This window comes from Pseudonocardia alaniniphila (assembly GCF_022524485.1).
Taxonomy (GTDB): Bacteria; Actinomycetota; Actinomycetes; order Mycobacteriales; family Pseudonocardiaceae; genus Pseudonocardia; species Pseudonocardia alaniniphila.
In genome coordinates this window covers 13,485-29,291 of the sequence record NZ_JAKXMK010000042.1, presented here as the reverse complement: position 1 = coordinate 29,291, position 15,807 = coordinate 13,485, and the positions used below count along the sequence as shown (strand labels likewise).

The window sequence follows — 15,807 nt, the reverse complement described above, 5'->3', positions numbered from 1 at the left end:
CGCCCGCCCCGTCGTGCCGGACGTGTAGAGCAGCCAGGCCGGGGCGTCCGGGTCCGAGGCCGCGGGCTCGGTCACCGGCCGTCCGTCCATGAGGGACGCGAGGGACACCGTCCCCGGCGCCGCGGAGTCGACGCTGACGATCGTGGTGACCGACTCGACCGCCTCGGCCGCCGCCCGCGCCGTCCGCAGGAACTTCTCCTCGGTGATGAGCACGGCAGGGCGCGAGTCCAACAGGACGTCGACGACCTCCCGCGGCGAGAGCCGGTAGTTCACGAAGACGAGGGCCATCCCGGCGAGCGGCACTCCGTAGTAGGCCAGGACGTACTCCGGGTTGTTCTCCGTCAGCACCGCCACCCTGTCGCCGGGGCCGGCGAGCTCGCCGAGGCCGTGCGCGAAGCGGCACACGTCCGCGTAGAGCTCCCGGTAGCTCCACGAACGGTCCTCGAACGTCAGCGCGGTCACCTCAGGGGCGCGCTCCGCGGAGAACGCCAGCACGTCGGAGATCCTCATCGATCCACTCCGCTTGTTCGGTCGGTGTTTCGGCCGTCCCTCCCGGTCAGCCCGGGTGGGACAGGTAACGCGGGTTCGCCACGGCGAGCCGGTCGGTCACCGCGGCCCGGACGGCGGCGAGCAGCGCCGGATCGTCCGCGTCGATCTCGCCGGAACGGATGGCCGCGGCCAGCCCGGCCTGGTCGGTGACCCCGAACCGGGCGAGCCGCTCGGCGTGGCGGCGTTCCTGCTCGGGCCCGAGCCGCAGCTCACGGCCGACGCCGTCGAGCACGTTGGCGGCCACGCGCGCCAGGAAGTTCAGCCGGCCCTCGGTGCCGGGCATCAGCTCCTCACGCAGGAAATGCACGACGGCGCCGACCAGGTCGGCGGAGGTGGGGCTGCCGTGCAGATCGGACTCGACGGCAGGCGGCCCGTACTCCGCGGGTTCGGCAGGCAGCCCGAGGGCGAGCAGCAGGTCGTGCTCCTGCTCGCAGACGCGCCTGCCGATGGCGGCCATCTCCACCGACGGCGCCCGGCCGGACAGGTGCCGCTCGGCCATCGCCCGGCAGCCCACGGCCCACCGTGCGGTGCCATAGATCTGCCACCACAGCACCGCCTGCGGGTCGGGCCGTGTGCCCGCAACCTCCGCGTAGCCGTCGAGCAGCTGGTCGACGGTGCCGAACCCACCCACCGGCAGCTCCGAGCCGAACCGCCAGCACTTCACGCACAACCAGCCGAGGTCCTCGCGCGGGTCACCGCGATGCACCAACTCCCAGTCGAGCACGGCGCGCAGCCCGTCGGGGCCGATGATCAGGTTTCCGGTGCGGAAGTCTCCGTGCACCACGGTCTCCGCCACCGGGTCCGGCCGGTGCCGCTCGAGCCACCGCAACGCGATCTCGATCGTCGGCAACGGCTCGCCCACCGCGTCGTAGCTCGCCAGCAGGTGCTCGAGAGGGTCGTGGGACTCCAGGTCCGGCACGGCATCGAGAGCCACGCCGTGGATCCGGGCGAGGGTCCGGCCCAGCTCGGCGGCCATCGACTCCCGCGCGCTCGCGTACTGCGGTTCGCGCAACAACCTGCGCGCGATCGTCTCGCCGTCGACGTACTCGGTGACCAGATACGGCGAGCCGAACACGGTCAGGTCGGTGCCGGAGTCGACGAGCAGCGGCACGGGCACGTCCGCGGTCTGCGCGGCGGCGATGGCGGCGGCCTCCCAGGCCATCCCCTCCGGATGGCCGCCCAGGAACCGTCCGGCACCGGGCGGGTCACGGCGCAGCACGAGCCTGCGGCGCGCGTCGCCGGTGCGTGCGGTGAACGACCACGTCTCCCGGCTCGCTCCACCGGTGAGGCGGGTGAGCTGCTCGACCGCCACGTCGGCACCCAGCACCGTGGTGAGCCTGCGCGCGAGCAGGCAGGCGAGCACGTCCGGGTCGGACGCGTCGACGGGACGCCCGTCGAGGATCGCGGTGGCCGTCATCGCGGCCACCCCGACCCGGGCGTCAGGACTCGTGCGCTCCCACCATGTCGAGCGCGAGCCGCTGGTAGCGGCGCACCACCTCGGCGCGGCTCATCCGGCCTCGCGGGGAGAACCAGCTCGCCACACCGGTGCACATCACGACGATCGCCCGCGCGGCCTCCAGCGGGATCGGCGTCGTGAACACACCGCGCTCCACGCCCTCGGTGACCACCCCGTCGAACAGGCGCTGCTGCTGCTGGCGCTTGGCGATGTGCCGGCTGCGCACCGGCTCCTCCAGCGCACGCAGCTCGCTCGTGCCGAGCAACGTGCCCCGCTGGTCCTGGAGGTGGAACAGCACCTGCACGTCGACGAGCGCCCGCAGCCTGGCCGCAGGCTCGTCGCCCGCGTCCGCCAGCGCCGCATGGGTGCGCTCCAGCAGCGCCTTGATCCCGCGCTCCATGATCGTGGCGAGCACCTGCTGCTTCGACGTGAAGTGGTGGTAGAGCGCCGCCGGGCTCACTCCCGCGCGCTCGGCGATGTCCCGCACCGACGTGCCGTGGTAGCCGTGCTCCGCCATCACCGCGAGAGCTGCGTCCAGGATCCCCGCCTCGCCCACCGGGCGTGCCGGCGTGGGCGCGGCCCCGCGCGCGCCGGGTCGCTCCGGCAGAGCTGGGCTCGCCACGCGGCCACCTCCTCTGCACCGCCCCGGTGGGGCGGGTCGACCAGGTTACCCGCACGTAGGTCCCCTTACTTGATCGCCAGTGGGTTGATGGGTGAGCCGACCGCGCGCCGGAACTTGATGGGCGGCGCCGTCAGGAGGAACTCGTAGCGCCCGTCGGCCGCGCAGTCCTCGGAGAGCTCCTCGAAGTCGAGGATCTCGCCGAGCGTCATTCCCATGTCCCGGATCAGCACCATGTGCACGGGAAGCAGCTCCCCTTCGACCTCGCCGGGGAGCACCTCGATCGCCCAGTTGTCCGAGCACACCGCGGCGACGTCGTGGCTGTGCAGCCACTCGCAGCACGCCAGGCCGAGCCCGGGCTCCCCCGCCATGAACGACGCGGCGTCGCCGTCGGAAAGGAACTTCCGGCGCCACCCCGTGCGCACCGCCACGATGTCGCCGCCTCGCAGCTCGGTGCCCTGCGCGGCCAGCGTCGCGTCGAGCTCTTCGGGGGTGATCACCTCACCCGCCTCGAGCCACTCGACGCCGCGCCGGCGCGCGACGTCCACCAGCACCCCGCGCCCCACGAGGCCCTTGGCCTGGTTCTCGATGGACAGGTGCTTCGCGCCGTGCGGCGAGACGTCCGATGCGGGGAACCCGTTGTAGAGCAGGTCGTCGTAGAAGACGTGCGCGAGCCCGTCCCACTGCGACGCGCTCTGCAGCGGCATGAAGACGTAGTCGTCGGCGTAGTGGAAGGCACCGGGGTAGTTCTGGTCGGCGCCGGTCTCGGAGAACAGCAGAACCGGGTTGATGCGCCCGCCCCCGGGCTGCGGGCCGCCCGGCCCGAACGGGATGCCGAGGTCGAACACCTTGCCGTCACGCACCAGTCCGGTGGCGGCGGCGATCCGCTCCGGCGTCAGCAGGTTCGTCGTGCCCCGCTCGTCACGGCGCCCGTCGACGTCCCAGCGGCCCCAGTTCGACAGCCGGCGTCCGATCTCGCGAAAGTCCTCCACCGTTCTCAGCCCTGTCCCTTCCGTGGTCCTGCGAAGCCGAACAGATAACCCGCGACCTTGCGCATCTGGACCTCCTCCGCACCCTCGGTGATCCGGTACCGGCGGTGGTGGCGATAGATGTGCTCGAAGGGCGTGTGGCGCGTGTAGCCGAGCCCGCCGTGCACCTGCATCGCGCGGTCGGCGGCGTCACACACGAACCGGTTCGCCCGGTAGTTGCACATCGAGACCTTGTCGCTGATCTGCATGTGCGGCACCCGGTCGAGCTCCCACGCGGTCTTGCGCACCAGGCCGCGGAGCATCTCGGCCTCGGTCTGCAGCTCCACGAGCGGCCACTGGATCGCCTGCCGGGTCGCGAGCGGCTGCCCGAACGTGACGCGCTTGCGCGCGTACTCGACGCTGCGGTCGACGCAGTACTGCCCGGCGCCGACGCCCGATGCCGCCTGCCGGATCCGGTTCTCGTGCACGAAGGTCTGAGCCACCGCGAGCCCCTGGCCCTCCTCACCGAAGATCGCCGAGTTCGGCACGCGCACGTCACGGATGGTGACCTCGGCATGGTCGGTGGGCATGTTGAAGGTCCACCAGTGGAAGTCGACGGAGAAACCGGGCGCGTCGACGGGCGTGAAGAACGCGGTGATCCCCCGCGCGTCACCGGGCTTGCCCGAGGTCCGCGCGAAGATCACGTCGTGGGTGGCCGAGTGCATTCCCGAGTTGAAGCGCTTGCCGCCGTTGAGGATCCAGTCGTCCCCGTCGCGCACCGCCGTGGTCTCCATCCACGTCGCGTCGCTCCCGTGCTCGGGTTCGGTGAGCCCGAACCCGATGCGCTTCGTGCGCGCGAGCATCGGCTCGAGGAACTCCTCCCTCTGCTCGCCCGTGCCGTACTCGAGCATCATGTGGACGAAGGGAAAGTTGCCGACCACCGACGACTCGTTCTGCAGGTCGTTGTGCAGCCCGAGGCCCTTGTGCGCCAGGTGCTCGCGGATCACCGCCATGTCGAGGTTGGTCCCGTCGGAGCCGCCCACCTCCTTCGGCAGCCCGAAGCGCAGCCATCCGGCGGCGTCGGCCCGGCGGAACATCTCGCCGAGCAACTCCTCCCACTCGCGTCGCGGCACGCCGCCGTTCTCGAAGTCGGTGCGGGAGTACTCGCGGCGGTGGTCGAAGAATCGCTCGTTGTCGTCCTGCGCCTGCAGCGGCACGATCTCCCGCTCGATGAAGTCATCGAGGTCGGCGAGGCGCTGGGTCAGCTCGACGGGCAGTTCGAAATCCACAGGCCCTCCTTAACGATCGTTCAGCTAGCATGGCACCGCCGCCGGCGTCGGGGGAAGAGGGAGACGGCACGTGCGCGAGATCCGCTACGAGGTCGCCGACGCAGTAGCCACGCTGACCATCGACCGGCCCGAGAAGCGCGGCGCCATGACCTACGCGATGCTCGACGAGTTCTCCGCGGGGGTGGCCCAGGCGGGCGCCGATCCGGACGTGGCGGTGCTGCTGGTCACCGGTGTGCCCGGCAGCTTCTGCGCCGGGATCGACCTCGCCGATCTCGCCTCGCGCTCCCCGGACGACCGGGGCCGGCGCCATGGGGATGACCCCGGCGACCCCCTGCTCATGAGTTGTCCGAAGCCGGTCGTCGCCGCCGTCGACGGCATGGCGGTGGGCATGGGGGCGGAGTTCGCCACCCAGGCCGACCTGCGCGTGATCTCCACCCGGGCACGGTTTCGCTGGAACTTCGTACATCGCGGCCTGGTCTCCGACACCGGCGCGGGCACATGGCTGCTCCCCCGCCAGATCGGCATGACCCATGCGATGCGGCTGCTCTACACGGGCGCGGACCTCGGGGCCGACGAGGCGCTCGCCCTCGGGTTCGCCACGGCGGTCGTCGAGCCCGAGGCTGTGCCGCAGGCGGCGCTCGACCTGGCAGCGCAGATCGCAACCGCGTCTCCGTTCGCGCTGGTCAGGACGAAGAAGCTCATGCTGGACGGCGCGGGCGCTCCCCTGCGGGCGCACGTCCACGCCACGCGCGCGGCCCTGGCCGAGTGCTTCGCGTCGGCCGATCATGCAGAGGGCGTCGCCGCCTTCCTGGAGCGGCGTCCCGCTCGATTCACCGGACGTTGAGATCAGGGAGGAACTGCATGCCCGACGAGGAGCAGCGGGTGTCCGTCAGCGTGACGGACGGGATCGCCGACGTACGCCTGAACCGCCCGGAGAAACGCAACGCGCTCGATCCCGCGATGTTCGCGGCGCTCGTCGAGGCGGGTGAACGGCTCAGGTCCGACGTCGGGGTGCGTGTCGTCGTGCTCTCCGGGGAGGGACCTGACTTCTGCGCCGGTCTCGACTTCACCTCGTTCCGTGCGATGACGGCGGGAGAGCGGCTGTCGGCCTCCGCCCAGCTCCCGCCGTCGGACGGGCCGGCCAAGGCGACCGGGCAGCGGGCCGCGTACGTGTGGGCGGAGCTGCCCGTCCCGGTGATCGCCGCCGTGCACGGGAACGCGCTGGGCGGCGGCCTGCAGATCACCCTCGGCGCCGACATCCGCATCGTGGCGCCCGACGCGCGGCTGTCGGTGATGGAGATCAACTGGGGGCTGGTCCCCGACATGACAGGCACCCAGCTGCTGCCCGAGCTCGTCGGCCGCGACGTCGCCAAGGAGCTGACGTACACCGGCCGCGTGGTCAGCGGGGAGGAGGCCGCCGCGCTCGGGTTGTGCACGCGCACCGACCCCGATCCGCGCACTGCCGCCCTCGCCCTGGCTGCCGAGATCGCCGCCCGCAGCCCGCACGCCGTCCGCGCGTCCAAGCGGCTGCTCGACCTGGCAGGCCGGGTGGACCTGGAGGCCGGGTTCGCGGCCGAACAGAAGGAGATCGGCGCCCTGATCGGCAGCCCCAACCAGGTGGAGGCCGTCACCGCCCGGTTCGAGAAGCGCGCCCCGAACTTCGAGGACGGGCGATGACCGCGGCGCAGGACGGCGCGGTCATCGCCGCGGCCCGGCGGATGTCCCACGGCGAGCAGCTCGCACGCACCGCTCGCCTGTATCCCGGCCGGGTCGCGTTCCAGTTCGAGGAGCAGCACCGCACCTACGCCGAGCTGGACGAGCGCGTGACCCGCCTGGCCAGAGCGCTCGCGGCCCGCGGTGTCGGCCGCGGCGACCGGGTGGCGGTGTTCATGCAGAACCGCCTCGAGCTCGTCGAGGCCTACTTCGCGGCGTGCCGCCTCGGGGCGATCACGGTGCCGGTGAACTTCCGGCTGGTCGCCGACGAGGTCGCCTACATCCTCGGCGACGCCGAGGCCGCTGCGCTGCTCGTCGACCACGACCTCGCCGCCACCGCGGCGGCCGTGCGCCCGAGGGTGCCCAGCCTCCGCACCGTCATCGCCACCGGAGGAGCCGAGACGACACCCGGCCTGGACGCCGAGCCGTACGAGCGGCTGATCGCAGGCGCGAGCGCCGAACCCCTGGTGATCGACGTGCCGGAGTCCGACGCGGCCTTCCTGATGTACACCTCCGGCACCACGGGCAGGCCGAAGGGCGCCGTACTCACCCACCACAACCTGGTGACCAACAGCGTCAACTGCGCCATGACGCAAGGCATCCGCGACCCCGACGAGGTGTGGCTCTCAGGGCTCCCGCTGTTCCACATCGGCGGGCTCAACGGAATACTGTTCCACCTGCTCGTGGGCGGGCGGTCGATCATCACGCGCTCGGGCAGCTTCGACGCCCGCGAGGTCGTCGACCTCATCGAGCGCGAGCGGGTCACCGGCTGCTACTTCGTGCCGACGCAGTGGAAGGCGATCTGCGAACTGCCCGGCCTGCGACAGCGTGACCTCGCGCTGCGGCGCATCTCATGGGGCGCGTCCGTGGCACCGCCGTCGGTGCTGCAGGCCATGGCCGACTCGTTCCCCGGGGTGCCCACCTTCAACATGTTCGGGCAGACCGAGATGAGCTCCGTGACCTGCGTGCTGCGCGGGGAGGACACGATCCGCAAGATGGGCTCGGTCGGCACCCCGATCATCAACGTCGAGGCGCGCATCGTGGACGCGGAGATGAACGACGTCCCGGTCGGCGAGATCGGCGAGATCGTCTACCGGGGCCCCACGGTGATGCGCGAGTACTGGCGCAATCCGGAAGCCACTGCGGAGGCGTTCACCGGCGGATGGTTCCACTCCGGCGACCTGTGCCGGATGGACGACGACGGGTTCATCACGGTCGTCGACCGCGCCAAGGACATGATCGTCTCGGGTGGCGAGAACATCTACTGCGCCGAGGTCGAGGCCGCGATCGACGCGCACCCGAAGGTCGCCGAGGTCGCCGTGGTGGGCGTCCCGCACGAGACGTGGGTCGAGACACCCCGTGCGGTCGTCGTTCCCGTCGACCCGGCCGACCCTCCCACGCTGGAGGAGATCGTCGAGCACTTCCGCACACGGCTGGCGTCGTACAAGAAGCCCACGTCACTGGTGGTCCTCGACGAACTGCCGCGCACGGCGTCGGGGAAGGTGCAGAAGTTCCGGCTACGGACCGCGCATACGGCCGTGGCGGATGCCTGAGCCCGCCGTGGCGAGGCCCGCCGTCGAGATGCCACCGCAGCCGTCACTGTTGGAAGGAGTGTCGATGAGTCGCCCCAGCTCTCCCGATGTGGTCGTGGTCGGCGCCGGAGTCGCCGGTCTCTACCAGCTCCACCGCCTGCGTGACCTGGGCCTGACCTACCGGGTCTTCGAGGCCGGCAGCGGCGTGGGCGGAACCTGGTTCTGGAACCGCTACCCCGGTGCCCGCTGCGACGTGGAAAGCCTGCAGTACTCCTACTCCTTCTCCGAAAAACTCGAGCAGGAATGGGAATGGACCGAGCGCTACCCCGCGCAGGCGGAGATCCTCGAGTACGTCGAGCATGTCGCGAAGCGATTCGATCTCGACCGGGACGTCGAGTTGGACACACGCGTGACGTCGGCCGTGTGGGACGGCGAGCGCTGGGCGGTCACCACGGACCGGCCCGAGACCGTCTCGGCCCGCTACCTGGTCTTCGCCACTGGCTGCCTGTCACAGCCCAAGGAGATCGACATCCCCGGGCTGGAGAACTTCCGCGGACGCGTCCTCTCGACCGCACGCTGGCCGCACGAGGGCGTCGACCTCACCGGCCGACGGGTCGCGGTGATCGGCACCGGGTCCTCCGGGGTGCAGTCGATCCCGGTCATCGCGCAGCAGGCCGCCGAACTCACCGTCTTCCAGCGCACGGCCAACTACGTCATCCCCGCACGCAACGCGCCGCTCTCCCCGCAAGCGCAGCAGGAACACAAGGCGAACTACCCCACCCACCGCCGGCTCGCCCGCGAATCACCAGCCGGCCTCCTGGGTGTGCAGGGCGAAGCCTCGGCCATGGACGCGACCGCCGAGAAGCGCCGCGAGGTGTACGAGCAGGCCTGGAACATCGGAGGCCTGGGAGCGCTGCGCCGCGCCTACAACGACATCTCGCTGAACCTCGACGCCAACCGCACGGTCACCGACTTCCTCGCCGACAAGATCCGCAGCATCGTGCGCGACCCGGAGACCGCGCAGGCACTGGCACCGTCGGACCATCCGTTCGGCACCAAACGACCCTGCCTGGACACCGGCTACTTCCAGACCTACAACCTCGACCACGTCCACCTCGTCGACCTCCGCACGACCCCGATCACCACGATCACCGCCGAGGGCATCCGGACGACGGACCGGCTCGTCGAGGTCGACGACCTCGTACTCGCCACCGGCTTCGACGCCATGACCGGAGCCCTCCTCGCCATCGACATCCGCGGAACGAACGGGCTGCGGCTGGCCGACGCCTGGGCCGACGGCCCCACGACCTACCTCGGACTGCAGGTCGCCGGTTTCCCGAACATGTTCACCATCACCGGCCCCGGCAGCCCGTCGGTGCTCAGCAACATGATGGTGTCGATCGAACAGCATGTGGACTGGATCAGCGACTGCCTCGCGCACGTCGACGGTCGCGTGATCGAGACCCTCCCCGCAGCACAGGAGGAATGGGTCGCCCACGTCGCCGAGGCGGCGGACCAGACCCTGATGAACCACGCCAACTCCTGGTACGTCGGCGCCAACGTCCCCGGCAAACCACGGGTCGTCATGCCGTATGTCGGCGGGGTAGGCCGGTACCGGGAGATCTGCGACGGCGTGGCCGCCGCAGGGTACGAGGGCTTCGTGCTCACCCGGTGATCAGACCGGGAGCATGATCAGGGGTAGCGGCGCGTGAGACGGATGTGCGCCGACGTGGGTCTGGTTGCCACCGGCGGGTCGGCGGCCGAGTGCCCTCGCCGGCCGCGCACGATGAGGGAGGTGGGGATCCTGGATTCGTAGGCGTACGAGACCGCTTGCCTGCCGCATCGCACCGTCGACCTCAGCCTGAATCCAGTTCTGGAATAGATCCTCGACACGGCACAGCGGTCATGTGACCGACCTCGTGCGGCGGCGGCTGCGACGTACACGCCGCCCGAGTGATCCCGAAGTCGGAAGATGCCGGCCCTGGAAGTCAGTGACAGTCGCGGCGGTAGTACTCCCACGGAGTAGCTCTCCGGTAGCACGACGAAGCCCAATCGTCGGCGAGGTCGAAGAAGATCCGCGCGACCTCATAAACTCGTCGCCATGAGGCAGCACGGGGCGCGCCCCGCCAAGCCGGCCCGATTTCCCGGGGACGATCGTGTCCGGCGCGCATCTGCAGCGGCGAACTCGGCTGCGTCGCTGCTCGCGTTGCAGAGACTGGCGGGCAATGCCGCGGTGACTCGCGCCCTACGCCGGCCCACGGCACTACGGCAGCCACCATCGACCCCTACGGCATCGACACCTACGGCACCGACATCCCTGGCCGTCAGCGTTCAGCGCGCGGCCTGGGTCAACGGCCAGCGCGTCGACCCCTCAGAGGCGGCTCTCACGCCCGAGATGCACAAGCTCGCCGCGGACCGTGCCGTCCACGACTATCAGGACGGGAACGAGTTTCGCCGCCACGCTGCCGGCCAGACCGACTACCTGGGGAACATCGAGCACCCGAGCGCGGAATACAACGGAACATGGGTCCGGTTCTCCCCAACCGGCTTCAACGTGATCGGCGAGAACCACGAGAAGGTCACGCTTGCCCACATCGTCCCGGCGGTAGGTACCCGCTCGTTCATCTACGAGCCCTTCTCGACCGACGACCTCACCGCAAATCCTGCGACGGCGGACGCCGCTCGCCGGGCGAATACAGGCCCCATGGCCGATTTCGGACTTCGCGCCACCGACGACACCCGACAGTTCGGCGCCGAGTCACTCTTCCCGAAGCTCGGGTTCGCGTTCGCGGGCATGATGCCGTTGATAACGCCGGCCGCACTGGGTCGAATGAACGGATTCACTGGACGGCGCCTCCAGCACTACCTCGTAATCGCCTGGACATATGCCGGCGAGGTGAGCGCGGAGGTCAGGTCCCGGAGCCAGCGGGGCCCGGTAGGAGTGACCGATGAGCTGATCGGGCAGCACCGCGCGGAAGCGCAACTCTCCAAGGTCTACGAGAACCTGTCGATCCTGGGTGAGTTCGTCAACGGGCTCCAGCCCGACGCAGAACTGGGCACGAGCTTGACGAGCTGGCGTACAGCACATCCCGAGTACGCCGATCAATTACTGACCGAGTTCCGCGAGTTCGGTCGGAACTTCATCGAGCTCCTGGCGGCGAGGGTGGACGGAGACGCAGGCATATCCGCATTCGACAAGAAGTGGGTAAAAGCCAAGCCGAGCATTGATCGGTTCCAATACTGGCGAGACATGAAGTTTCAAGAAAGCGTGCTCGACGCTCAGACCCGCGGACTTCGATACGCAGGAATGGGCGCAAACCACATGAGAGACCTCCGGAAACGACTGGGGCCGAACAAGGGGATCTATTTCTACAACTTCTCCGAGGAAGATCTGGTGAAAGCAAAGATGCTCACCCGCCGACGGGCTGGAGAGATCTTGCGCTGAGGCCACCTCCGCACACCTTGCCCCGACTACTGCGATGTCCCGTGAGCCGAGCGCTCGTGCTCACGTGCCGCTCCACACCGGCGGGCGCTTCTCCGCGAACGCCGTGGCGCCCTCGATCGCGTCCTTCGAAGCCGAGACCGGCCCGGCGATCTCGGCCTGCCGCTCCCACGCCTCGTCATCCGGCCAGGAAGCGGCCGACGCCACGATCTTCTTGCTGGCCGCCACGGCAAGCGGGCCGTTCGCACTGATCTCCGCGCCGAGCGCCAGCGCGGCGTCGAGCGCTGTGCCGTTCGGCACGAGGCGGTTGACCAGGCCCAGTTCCCGCGCCCGCGCGGCGGGGATGTGGCTTCCCAGCAACGCCAGCTCCATCGCCTGGTGGTACGGGATGCGCTTCGGCAGCCGCAGCAGCCCACCGGCCGCGGCGACGAGGCCGCGCTTGACCTCGGGGATGCCGAACACCGCGCCCTCCGCGGCCACCACGAGGTCGCAGGCCAGCACGATCTCGAATCCCCCGGCGAGCGCGTAGCCCTCGACGGCGGCGATCAGCGGCTTGGCCGGCGGCCGCACGGTCACGCCGGCGAACCCCCGGCCGGGCACGATCGGCCGCTCGCCGCGCACGAAGGCCTTGAGGTCCATGCCCGCACAGAACGTGCCGCCGGCGCCGGTGAGCACCCCGACGCGGAGGTCGTCGTCGGCGTCGAGTCGGTCCATCGCCTCGGCGATCCCCTGCGCGACGGCCGCATTGACGGCGTTGCGCGCCTGCGGACGGTCGATGGTCACGACGAGCACCCCGTCGGCGGGCGTGCTCATGAGCACCTCGGACAACACATCTCCTGTCGGTCGGTGGATCCTGTGGGTATCGGTCGTCATCCTCGCGGCGCGGGTGCGGGCCCGCGCACGAGCCTGCCCGGCAGCGCGTCGGTGGGCTCGCCGTCCCGGTACGTCTCCAGCCCGGCGACGACGGTGTGCCGGTAACCGTCGGCGCGCTGGAGGAGCCGCCGCCCACCCGCGGGCAGGTCGTAGCGCACCTCGGGCCGGTGCAGCCGCAGCGCGTCCATGTCGATCACGTTGAGGTCGGCCCGGTACCCGGGTGCGAGCACCCCGCGGTCGAGCAGCCCCACCGCCCGGGCCGTGTCGCGGGCCTGGCGCTGCACGACGAACGGCAGGTCGAGGCGCGCGCCGTCGCGATCGCGGGTCCAGTGCTGCAGCAGCGTGGTCGGGAAGCTGCCGTCGCAGATCGTGCCGACGTGCGCCCCACCGTCGGAGAGTCCGGGCACGGTGTGCTGGTGGGTGAGCATCTCGTGCGCGGCGTCGAGGTTGCCGTCGGCGTAGTTGAGGCTGGTCAGGTAGAGCATCCCGCCGCCCGCCACCACGTCGTAGGCGATCTCGACGGGTGAGACACCGGCCCGCTCCGCCCGGGCCGCGATGGAGTCCGACGCGGACGGTTCGTAGTTCGGCGGGTCGGCCAGCTCGTACATCAGCTCGTACCTGTGGATCAGGGTGCCGCCGAGGCGGCTGCGGTCCTTCTCCCCCGTCTGCGCGGCGACGATCTCCGACCGCAGCCGCGGCTCCGCCATCCGCGCGGCCTGCTCCTCCGGCGACAGGTCGGCCAGCCGCCGCCAGACCGGGTTGGTCATGAACGGGTTGAGCGTGTTGTGCAGGCCCAGCAGCATGCCGACCGGACGGGCCGCGACCTGCGCCAGGATCGGCAGCCCGTCGGCCTGCGCGGCGTCGATCAGGCGCAGCACCTCACGGTGCATCGCAGGCGCGACCGGCGACTGCACGAGCGACGCGGAGAGCGGCCGCCCCGACCGCGCCACCATCGCCCGGATCAGCGCGAACTCGGCCTCGGGATCCGGGAAGTCGCTGACCAGCTGGAACACTCCGCGGCCGGTCTCCCCGACCGCCGTGGCGATCTCGACCAGCTCGTCGGCTCCCACGGCGTAGGACGGCGTGAGCTCACCGCTGATGCTCTTGTGGTTGAGCGTGCGCGACGTCGAGAAGCCGAGCGCGCCTGCCTCCACGCCCTCCCGTGCCAGCCGCGCCATCAGCGCGATCTCCTCCGGCGTGGCCTCCTCGTGCGCGGCGGCCCGCTCCCCCATCGCCTGCACCCGGAGCGCGGCGTGCGGCACCTGGGCGGCCATGTCGATGTCGTGGGGCAGCGCGTCGAGCGCGTCGAGGTACTCGGGGAACGTCCGCCAGTCCCAGCGCAGGCCCTCGTGCAGGGCGATGCCGGGGATGTCCTCCACGCCTTCCATCAGCTCGATCAGGCGGTCGTGGTGCACCGGCTCGACGGGTGCGAAACCGACCCCGCAGTTGCCCATGACGACGGTGGTGACCCCGTGCCACGACGACGGCTGCAGTCGCGACTCCCATGTCGCCTGCCCGTCGTAGTGCGTGTGGATGTCGACGAACCCCGGCGCCACCACCGCACCGTCAGCGGTGATCTCCCGGCGCCCGCGCCCGCTCACCCTGCCGACCTCGGTGATCCGGCCGTCCCGCACGGCGACGTCCGCGGTACGCGGTGGGTTCCCCGTCCCGTCCACAACGGTGCCCGCCCGGACCACCAGGTCGTGCTCAGCCATGCCGTCCTCCTTCGTACGTCGGCTCAGGGGTTGTCACTCATCGACCGATGCGAAGCACGTCGTCACGGAGCCTGATTCGGCTGAGCTTGCCGGTGGAGGTCCGTGGCAGCTCCCGGAACTCGACGGAGGTGGGGCACTTGAAGCCGGCGAGCCGGCCCCGGCAGTGCTCGATCAGCTCGGCCGCCAGCCTGTCCGCGAAGTCCCCCGCGACGTCGTCGACCGAGCGCGGCTCGATCATCGCCGCAACACGTTGTCCCCACTCCTCGTCCGGCATCCCGATCACGGCGGCGTCCGCCACCGCAGGGTGGGTGAGCAGCACCGACTCGATCTCGGCGGGATAGATGTTCACCCCGCCCGAGATGATCAGGTCCGACCGCCGGTCGCTCAGGTAGAGCCAGCCCTCGTCGTCGAGATGGCCCAGGTCGCCGACCGTGAACATGTCGCCGTGGCGGGCGGCGGCCGTCTTCTCCGGCGCCTTGAAGTACTCGAACCGGTCGCCGCTGCGGAAGTAGATGTTCCCGATCTCGCCCGCGGGCAACGCGTTGCCGCCGTCGTCGAGGATCACCACCTCGGTGCCTGCCCAGGCGCGCCCGACCGTGCCGGGATGCTGCAGCCAGTCCTGCGGACCGACGTAGGTGCCGCCGCCCTCGGTGGCCGCGTAGTACTCGTGCAGCACCGGGCCCAGCCAGTCGATCATCCGTTGCTTGACGGCCACCGGGCACGGCGCTCCGGCGTGCACCACCCGCGTCAGGGACGAGACGTCATGGGCGGCCCGCTCGCCTGCGGGCAGCTGCAGCAGCCGGTGGAACATGATCGGCACCATGTGCGATGCGGTCACCCGATGCCGTTCCACGATCTCCAGGAACAGCTGCGGGGTCCACTTGTCCATCAGCACCACGGTGTGCCCGATCTGCAGGGCCAGGCTTCCGTAGGCGTTCGGCGCCGCGTGGTAGAGCGGCGCCACCACCAGGTGCACTCCGGAACCAGCGGTGTGGCCGAGCATCCGCGGAAACGCGGGCACCCGCGCCGCGAGGCTCTGTTCGGGTGTGACGGCGGAGAGCGGCTTGCGCACGCCCTTGGGGCGACCGGTCGTCCCGGACGTGTAGAGCATCACCGACCCCTGCCGCCGCCGCTGCGGCGCGGTAGCCGGCATCCCGTCGACGAGGTCGTCGAGGCTGCGGAAGCCGGGGAACGCGGGCATCCCGAACCGGCGCTGCGCGGGAAGGCCGGCCTCGTCGGCTGCGGCCACCGCGGCGTCGCCCACGCGCGGACCGGCGAGGAAAAGCTTGGCCTCGCTGTCGATCAGGATGTAGGCGAGCTCGGGCGCGGTCAGGTGCCAGTTGAGTGCCGTCAGGTAGAGGCCGAGTTGTCCCGTGGCCAGTTGCAGCGCGAGGAAGGCCCGGTGGTTGGGCAGCGCGACGGCCACGGTGTCACCGTCGACGAGCCCGTGGGCTCGCAGTCCGTGCGAGATGCGGTTGGCCAGGTCCCGCAGCTGTCCGAACGTGGTCTCCGAGCCGTCGACGTCGATGACCGCGATCCGGCCGGGATCGGCGTCGGCGATCTCCCAGAAGCCGAGGGCCCCGTTCACCCGGTAGGCCTCGATCAGGTCCGCTGCATCCTCCTGCACCGCCGCAGCTCCCCTCGTCTCAGT

The 15,807-nt window shown here is 70.6% G+C and carries 12 protein-coding genes and 1 pseudogene; 5 read left to right on the top strand and 8 right to left on the bottom strand.

Annotation, left to right across the window (positions count from 1 at the left end):
* Positions 1-21: 21 nt before the first annotated feature.
* The 5 genes and pseudogenes from MMF94_RS43900 to MMF94_RS37075 form a co-directional block, all read right to left on the bottom strand.
* A pseudogene (locus MMF94_RS43900) lies at positions 22-510 on the bottom strand (AMP-binding protein); the annotation flags it as partial.
* A 46-nt stretch (positions 511-556) separates the two neighbouring features.
* Positions 557-1,966 (bottom strand): phosphotransferase family protein, encoded by a 1,410-nt coding sequence (locus tag MMF94_RS37090; protein ID WP_241042148.1) that lies wholly within the window; start codon positions 1,964-1,966, stop codon positions 557-559.
* A gap of 22 nt (positions 1,967-1,988) precedes the next feature.
* On the bottom strand, positions 1,989-2,627 hold the full coding sequence (locus tag MMF94_RS37085) for a TetR/AcrR family transcriptional regulator (protein WP_241042147.1): 639 nt from the start codon (positions 2,625-2,627) through the stop codon (positions 1,989-1,991).
* Between the two features lie 65 nt (positions 2,628-2,692).
* The gene (locus tag MMF94_RS37080; RefSeq protein WP_241042146.1) at positions 2,693-3,616 is read right to left on the bottom strand and encodes a cyclase family protein; all 924 of its coding nucleotides are present in this window, start codon (positions 3,614-3,616) and stop codon (positions 2,693-2,695) included.
* A gap of 5 nt (positions 3,617-3,621) precedes the next feature.
* Complete coding sequence (locus tag MMF94_RS37075; RefSeq protein ID WP_241042145.1) at positions 3,622-4,881, bottom strand: acyl-CoA dehydrogenase family protein; 1,260 nt, start codon at positions 4,879-4,881, stop codon at positions 3,622-3,624.
* A gap of 70 nt (positions 4,882-4,951) precedes the next feature.
* Here MMF94_RS37075 and MMF94_RS37070 point away from each other — a divergent pair, with 70 nt between their 5' ends.
* The 5 genes from MMF94_RS37070 (at position 4,952) to MMF94_RS37050 (ending at position 11,571) form a co-directional block, all read left to right on the top strand.
* Positions 4,952-5,725, top strand: coding sequence for an enoyl-CoA hydratase/isomerase family protein (locus tag MMF94_RS37070; protein ID WP_241042144.1), 774 nt, complete (start codon positions 4,952-4,954; stop codon positions 5,723-5,725).
* Between the two features lie 17 nt (positions 5,726-5,742).
* Positions 5,743-6,558, top strand: a complete 816-nt coding sequence (locus MMF94_RS37065) for a crotonase/enoyl-CoA hydratase family protein (RefSeq protein ID WP_241042143.1) — start codon at positions 5,743-5,745, stop codon at positions 6,556-6,558.
* Positions 6,555-8,147 carry a long-chain-fatty-acid--CoA ligase gene (locus tag MMF94_RS37060; protein WP_241042142.1) on the top strand — a complete coding sequence of 531 codons (1,593 nt, stop codon included), beginning with the start codon at positions 6,555-6,557 and terminating at the stop codon, positions 8,145-8,147. Before MMF94_RS37065 ends, MMF94_RS37060 begins: the two co-directional genes overlap by 4 nt.
* 64 nt (positions 8,148-8,211) lie before the next feature.
* Positions 8,212-9,801: a flavin-containing monooxygenase gene (locus MMF94_RS37055; RefSeq protein ID WP_241042141.1), complete on the top strand. Its 1,590-nt coding sequence runs from the start codon at positions 8,212-8,214 to the stop codon at positions 9,799-9,801.
* A gap of 720 nt (positions 9,802-10,521) precedes the next feature.
* Positions 10,522-11,571: a hypothetical protein gene (locus MMF94_RS37050; protein ID WP_241042140.1), complete on the top strand. Its 1,050-nt coding sequence runs from the start codon at positions 10,522-10,524 to the stop codon at positions 11,569-11,571.
* A gap of 60 nt (positions 11,572-11,631) precedes the next feature.
* On the opposite strand, the gene MMF94_RS37045 is transcribed toward MMF94_RS37050, so the two are convergent.
* Genes MMF94_RS37045 through MMF94_RS37035 form a run of 3 tightly spaced genes read right to left on the bottom strand, consistent with a single transcriptional unit; the run spans position 11,632 to position 15,783 of the window.
* Positions 11,632-12,396: a crotonase/enoyl-CoA hydratase family protein gene (locus MMF94_RS37045; protein WP_420852493.1), complete on the bottom strand. Its 765-nt coding sequence runs from the start codon at positions 12,394-12,396 to the stop codon at positions 11,632-11,634.
* Positions 12,397-12,437: 41 nt separating this feature from the next.
* Positions 12,438-14,156, bottom strand: coding sequence for an N-acyl-D-amino-acid deacylase family protein (locus tag MMF94_RS37040; RefSeq protein ID WP_241042139.1), 1,719 nt, complete (start codon positions 14,154-14,156; stop codon positions 12,438-12,440).
* Positions 14,157-14,193: 37 nt separating this feature from the next.
* Positions 14,194-15,783, bottom strand: a complete 1,590-nt coding sequence (locus MMF94_RS37035) for an AMP-binding protein (protein ID WP_241042138.1) — start codon at positions 15,781-15,783, stop codon at positions 14,194-14,196.
* Positions 15,784-15,807: the final 24 nt, after the last annotated feature.

What these genes read in the sequence shown, in the direction of transcription:
- MMF94_RS37050 (WP_241042140.1), top strand. Translation starts at nt 10,522, where the DNA reads ATGCACAAGCTCGCCGCGGACCGTGCCGTCCACGACTATCAGGACGGG.
- MMF94_RS37040 (WP_241042139.1), bottom strand. Translation starts at nt 14,156, where the DNA reads ATGGCTGAGCACGACCTGGTGGTCCGGGCGGGCACCGTTGTGGACGGG.
- MMF94_RS37090 (WP_241042148.1), bottom strand. Translation starts at nt 1,966, where the DNA reads ATGACGGCCACCGCGATCCTCGACGGGCGTCCCGTCGACGCGTCCGAC.
- MMF94_RS37055 (WP_241042141.1), top strand. Translation starts at nt 8,212, where the DNA reads ATGAGTCGCCCCAGCTCTCCCGATGTGGTCGTGGTCGGCGCCGGAGTC.
- MMF94_RS37065 (WP_241042143.1), top strand. Translation starts at nt 5,743, where the DNA reads ATGCCCGACGAGGAGCAGCGGGTGTCCGTCAGCGTGACGGACGGGATC.
- MMF94_RS37060 (WP_241042142.1), top strand. Translation starts at nt 6,555, where the DNA reads ATGACCGCGGCGCAGGACGGCGCGGTCATCGCCGCGGCCCGGCGGATG.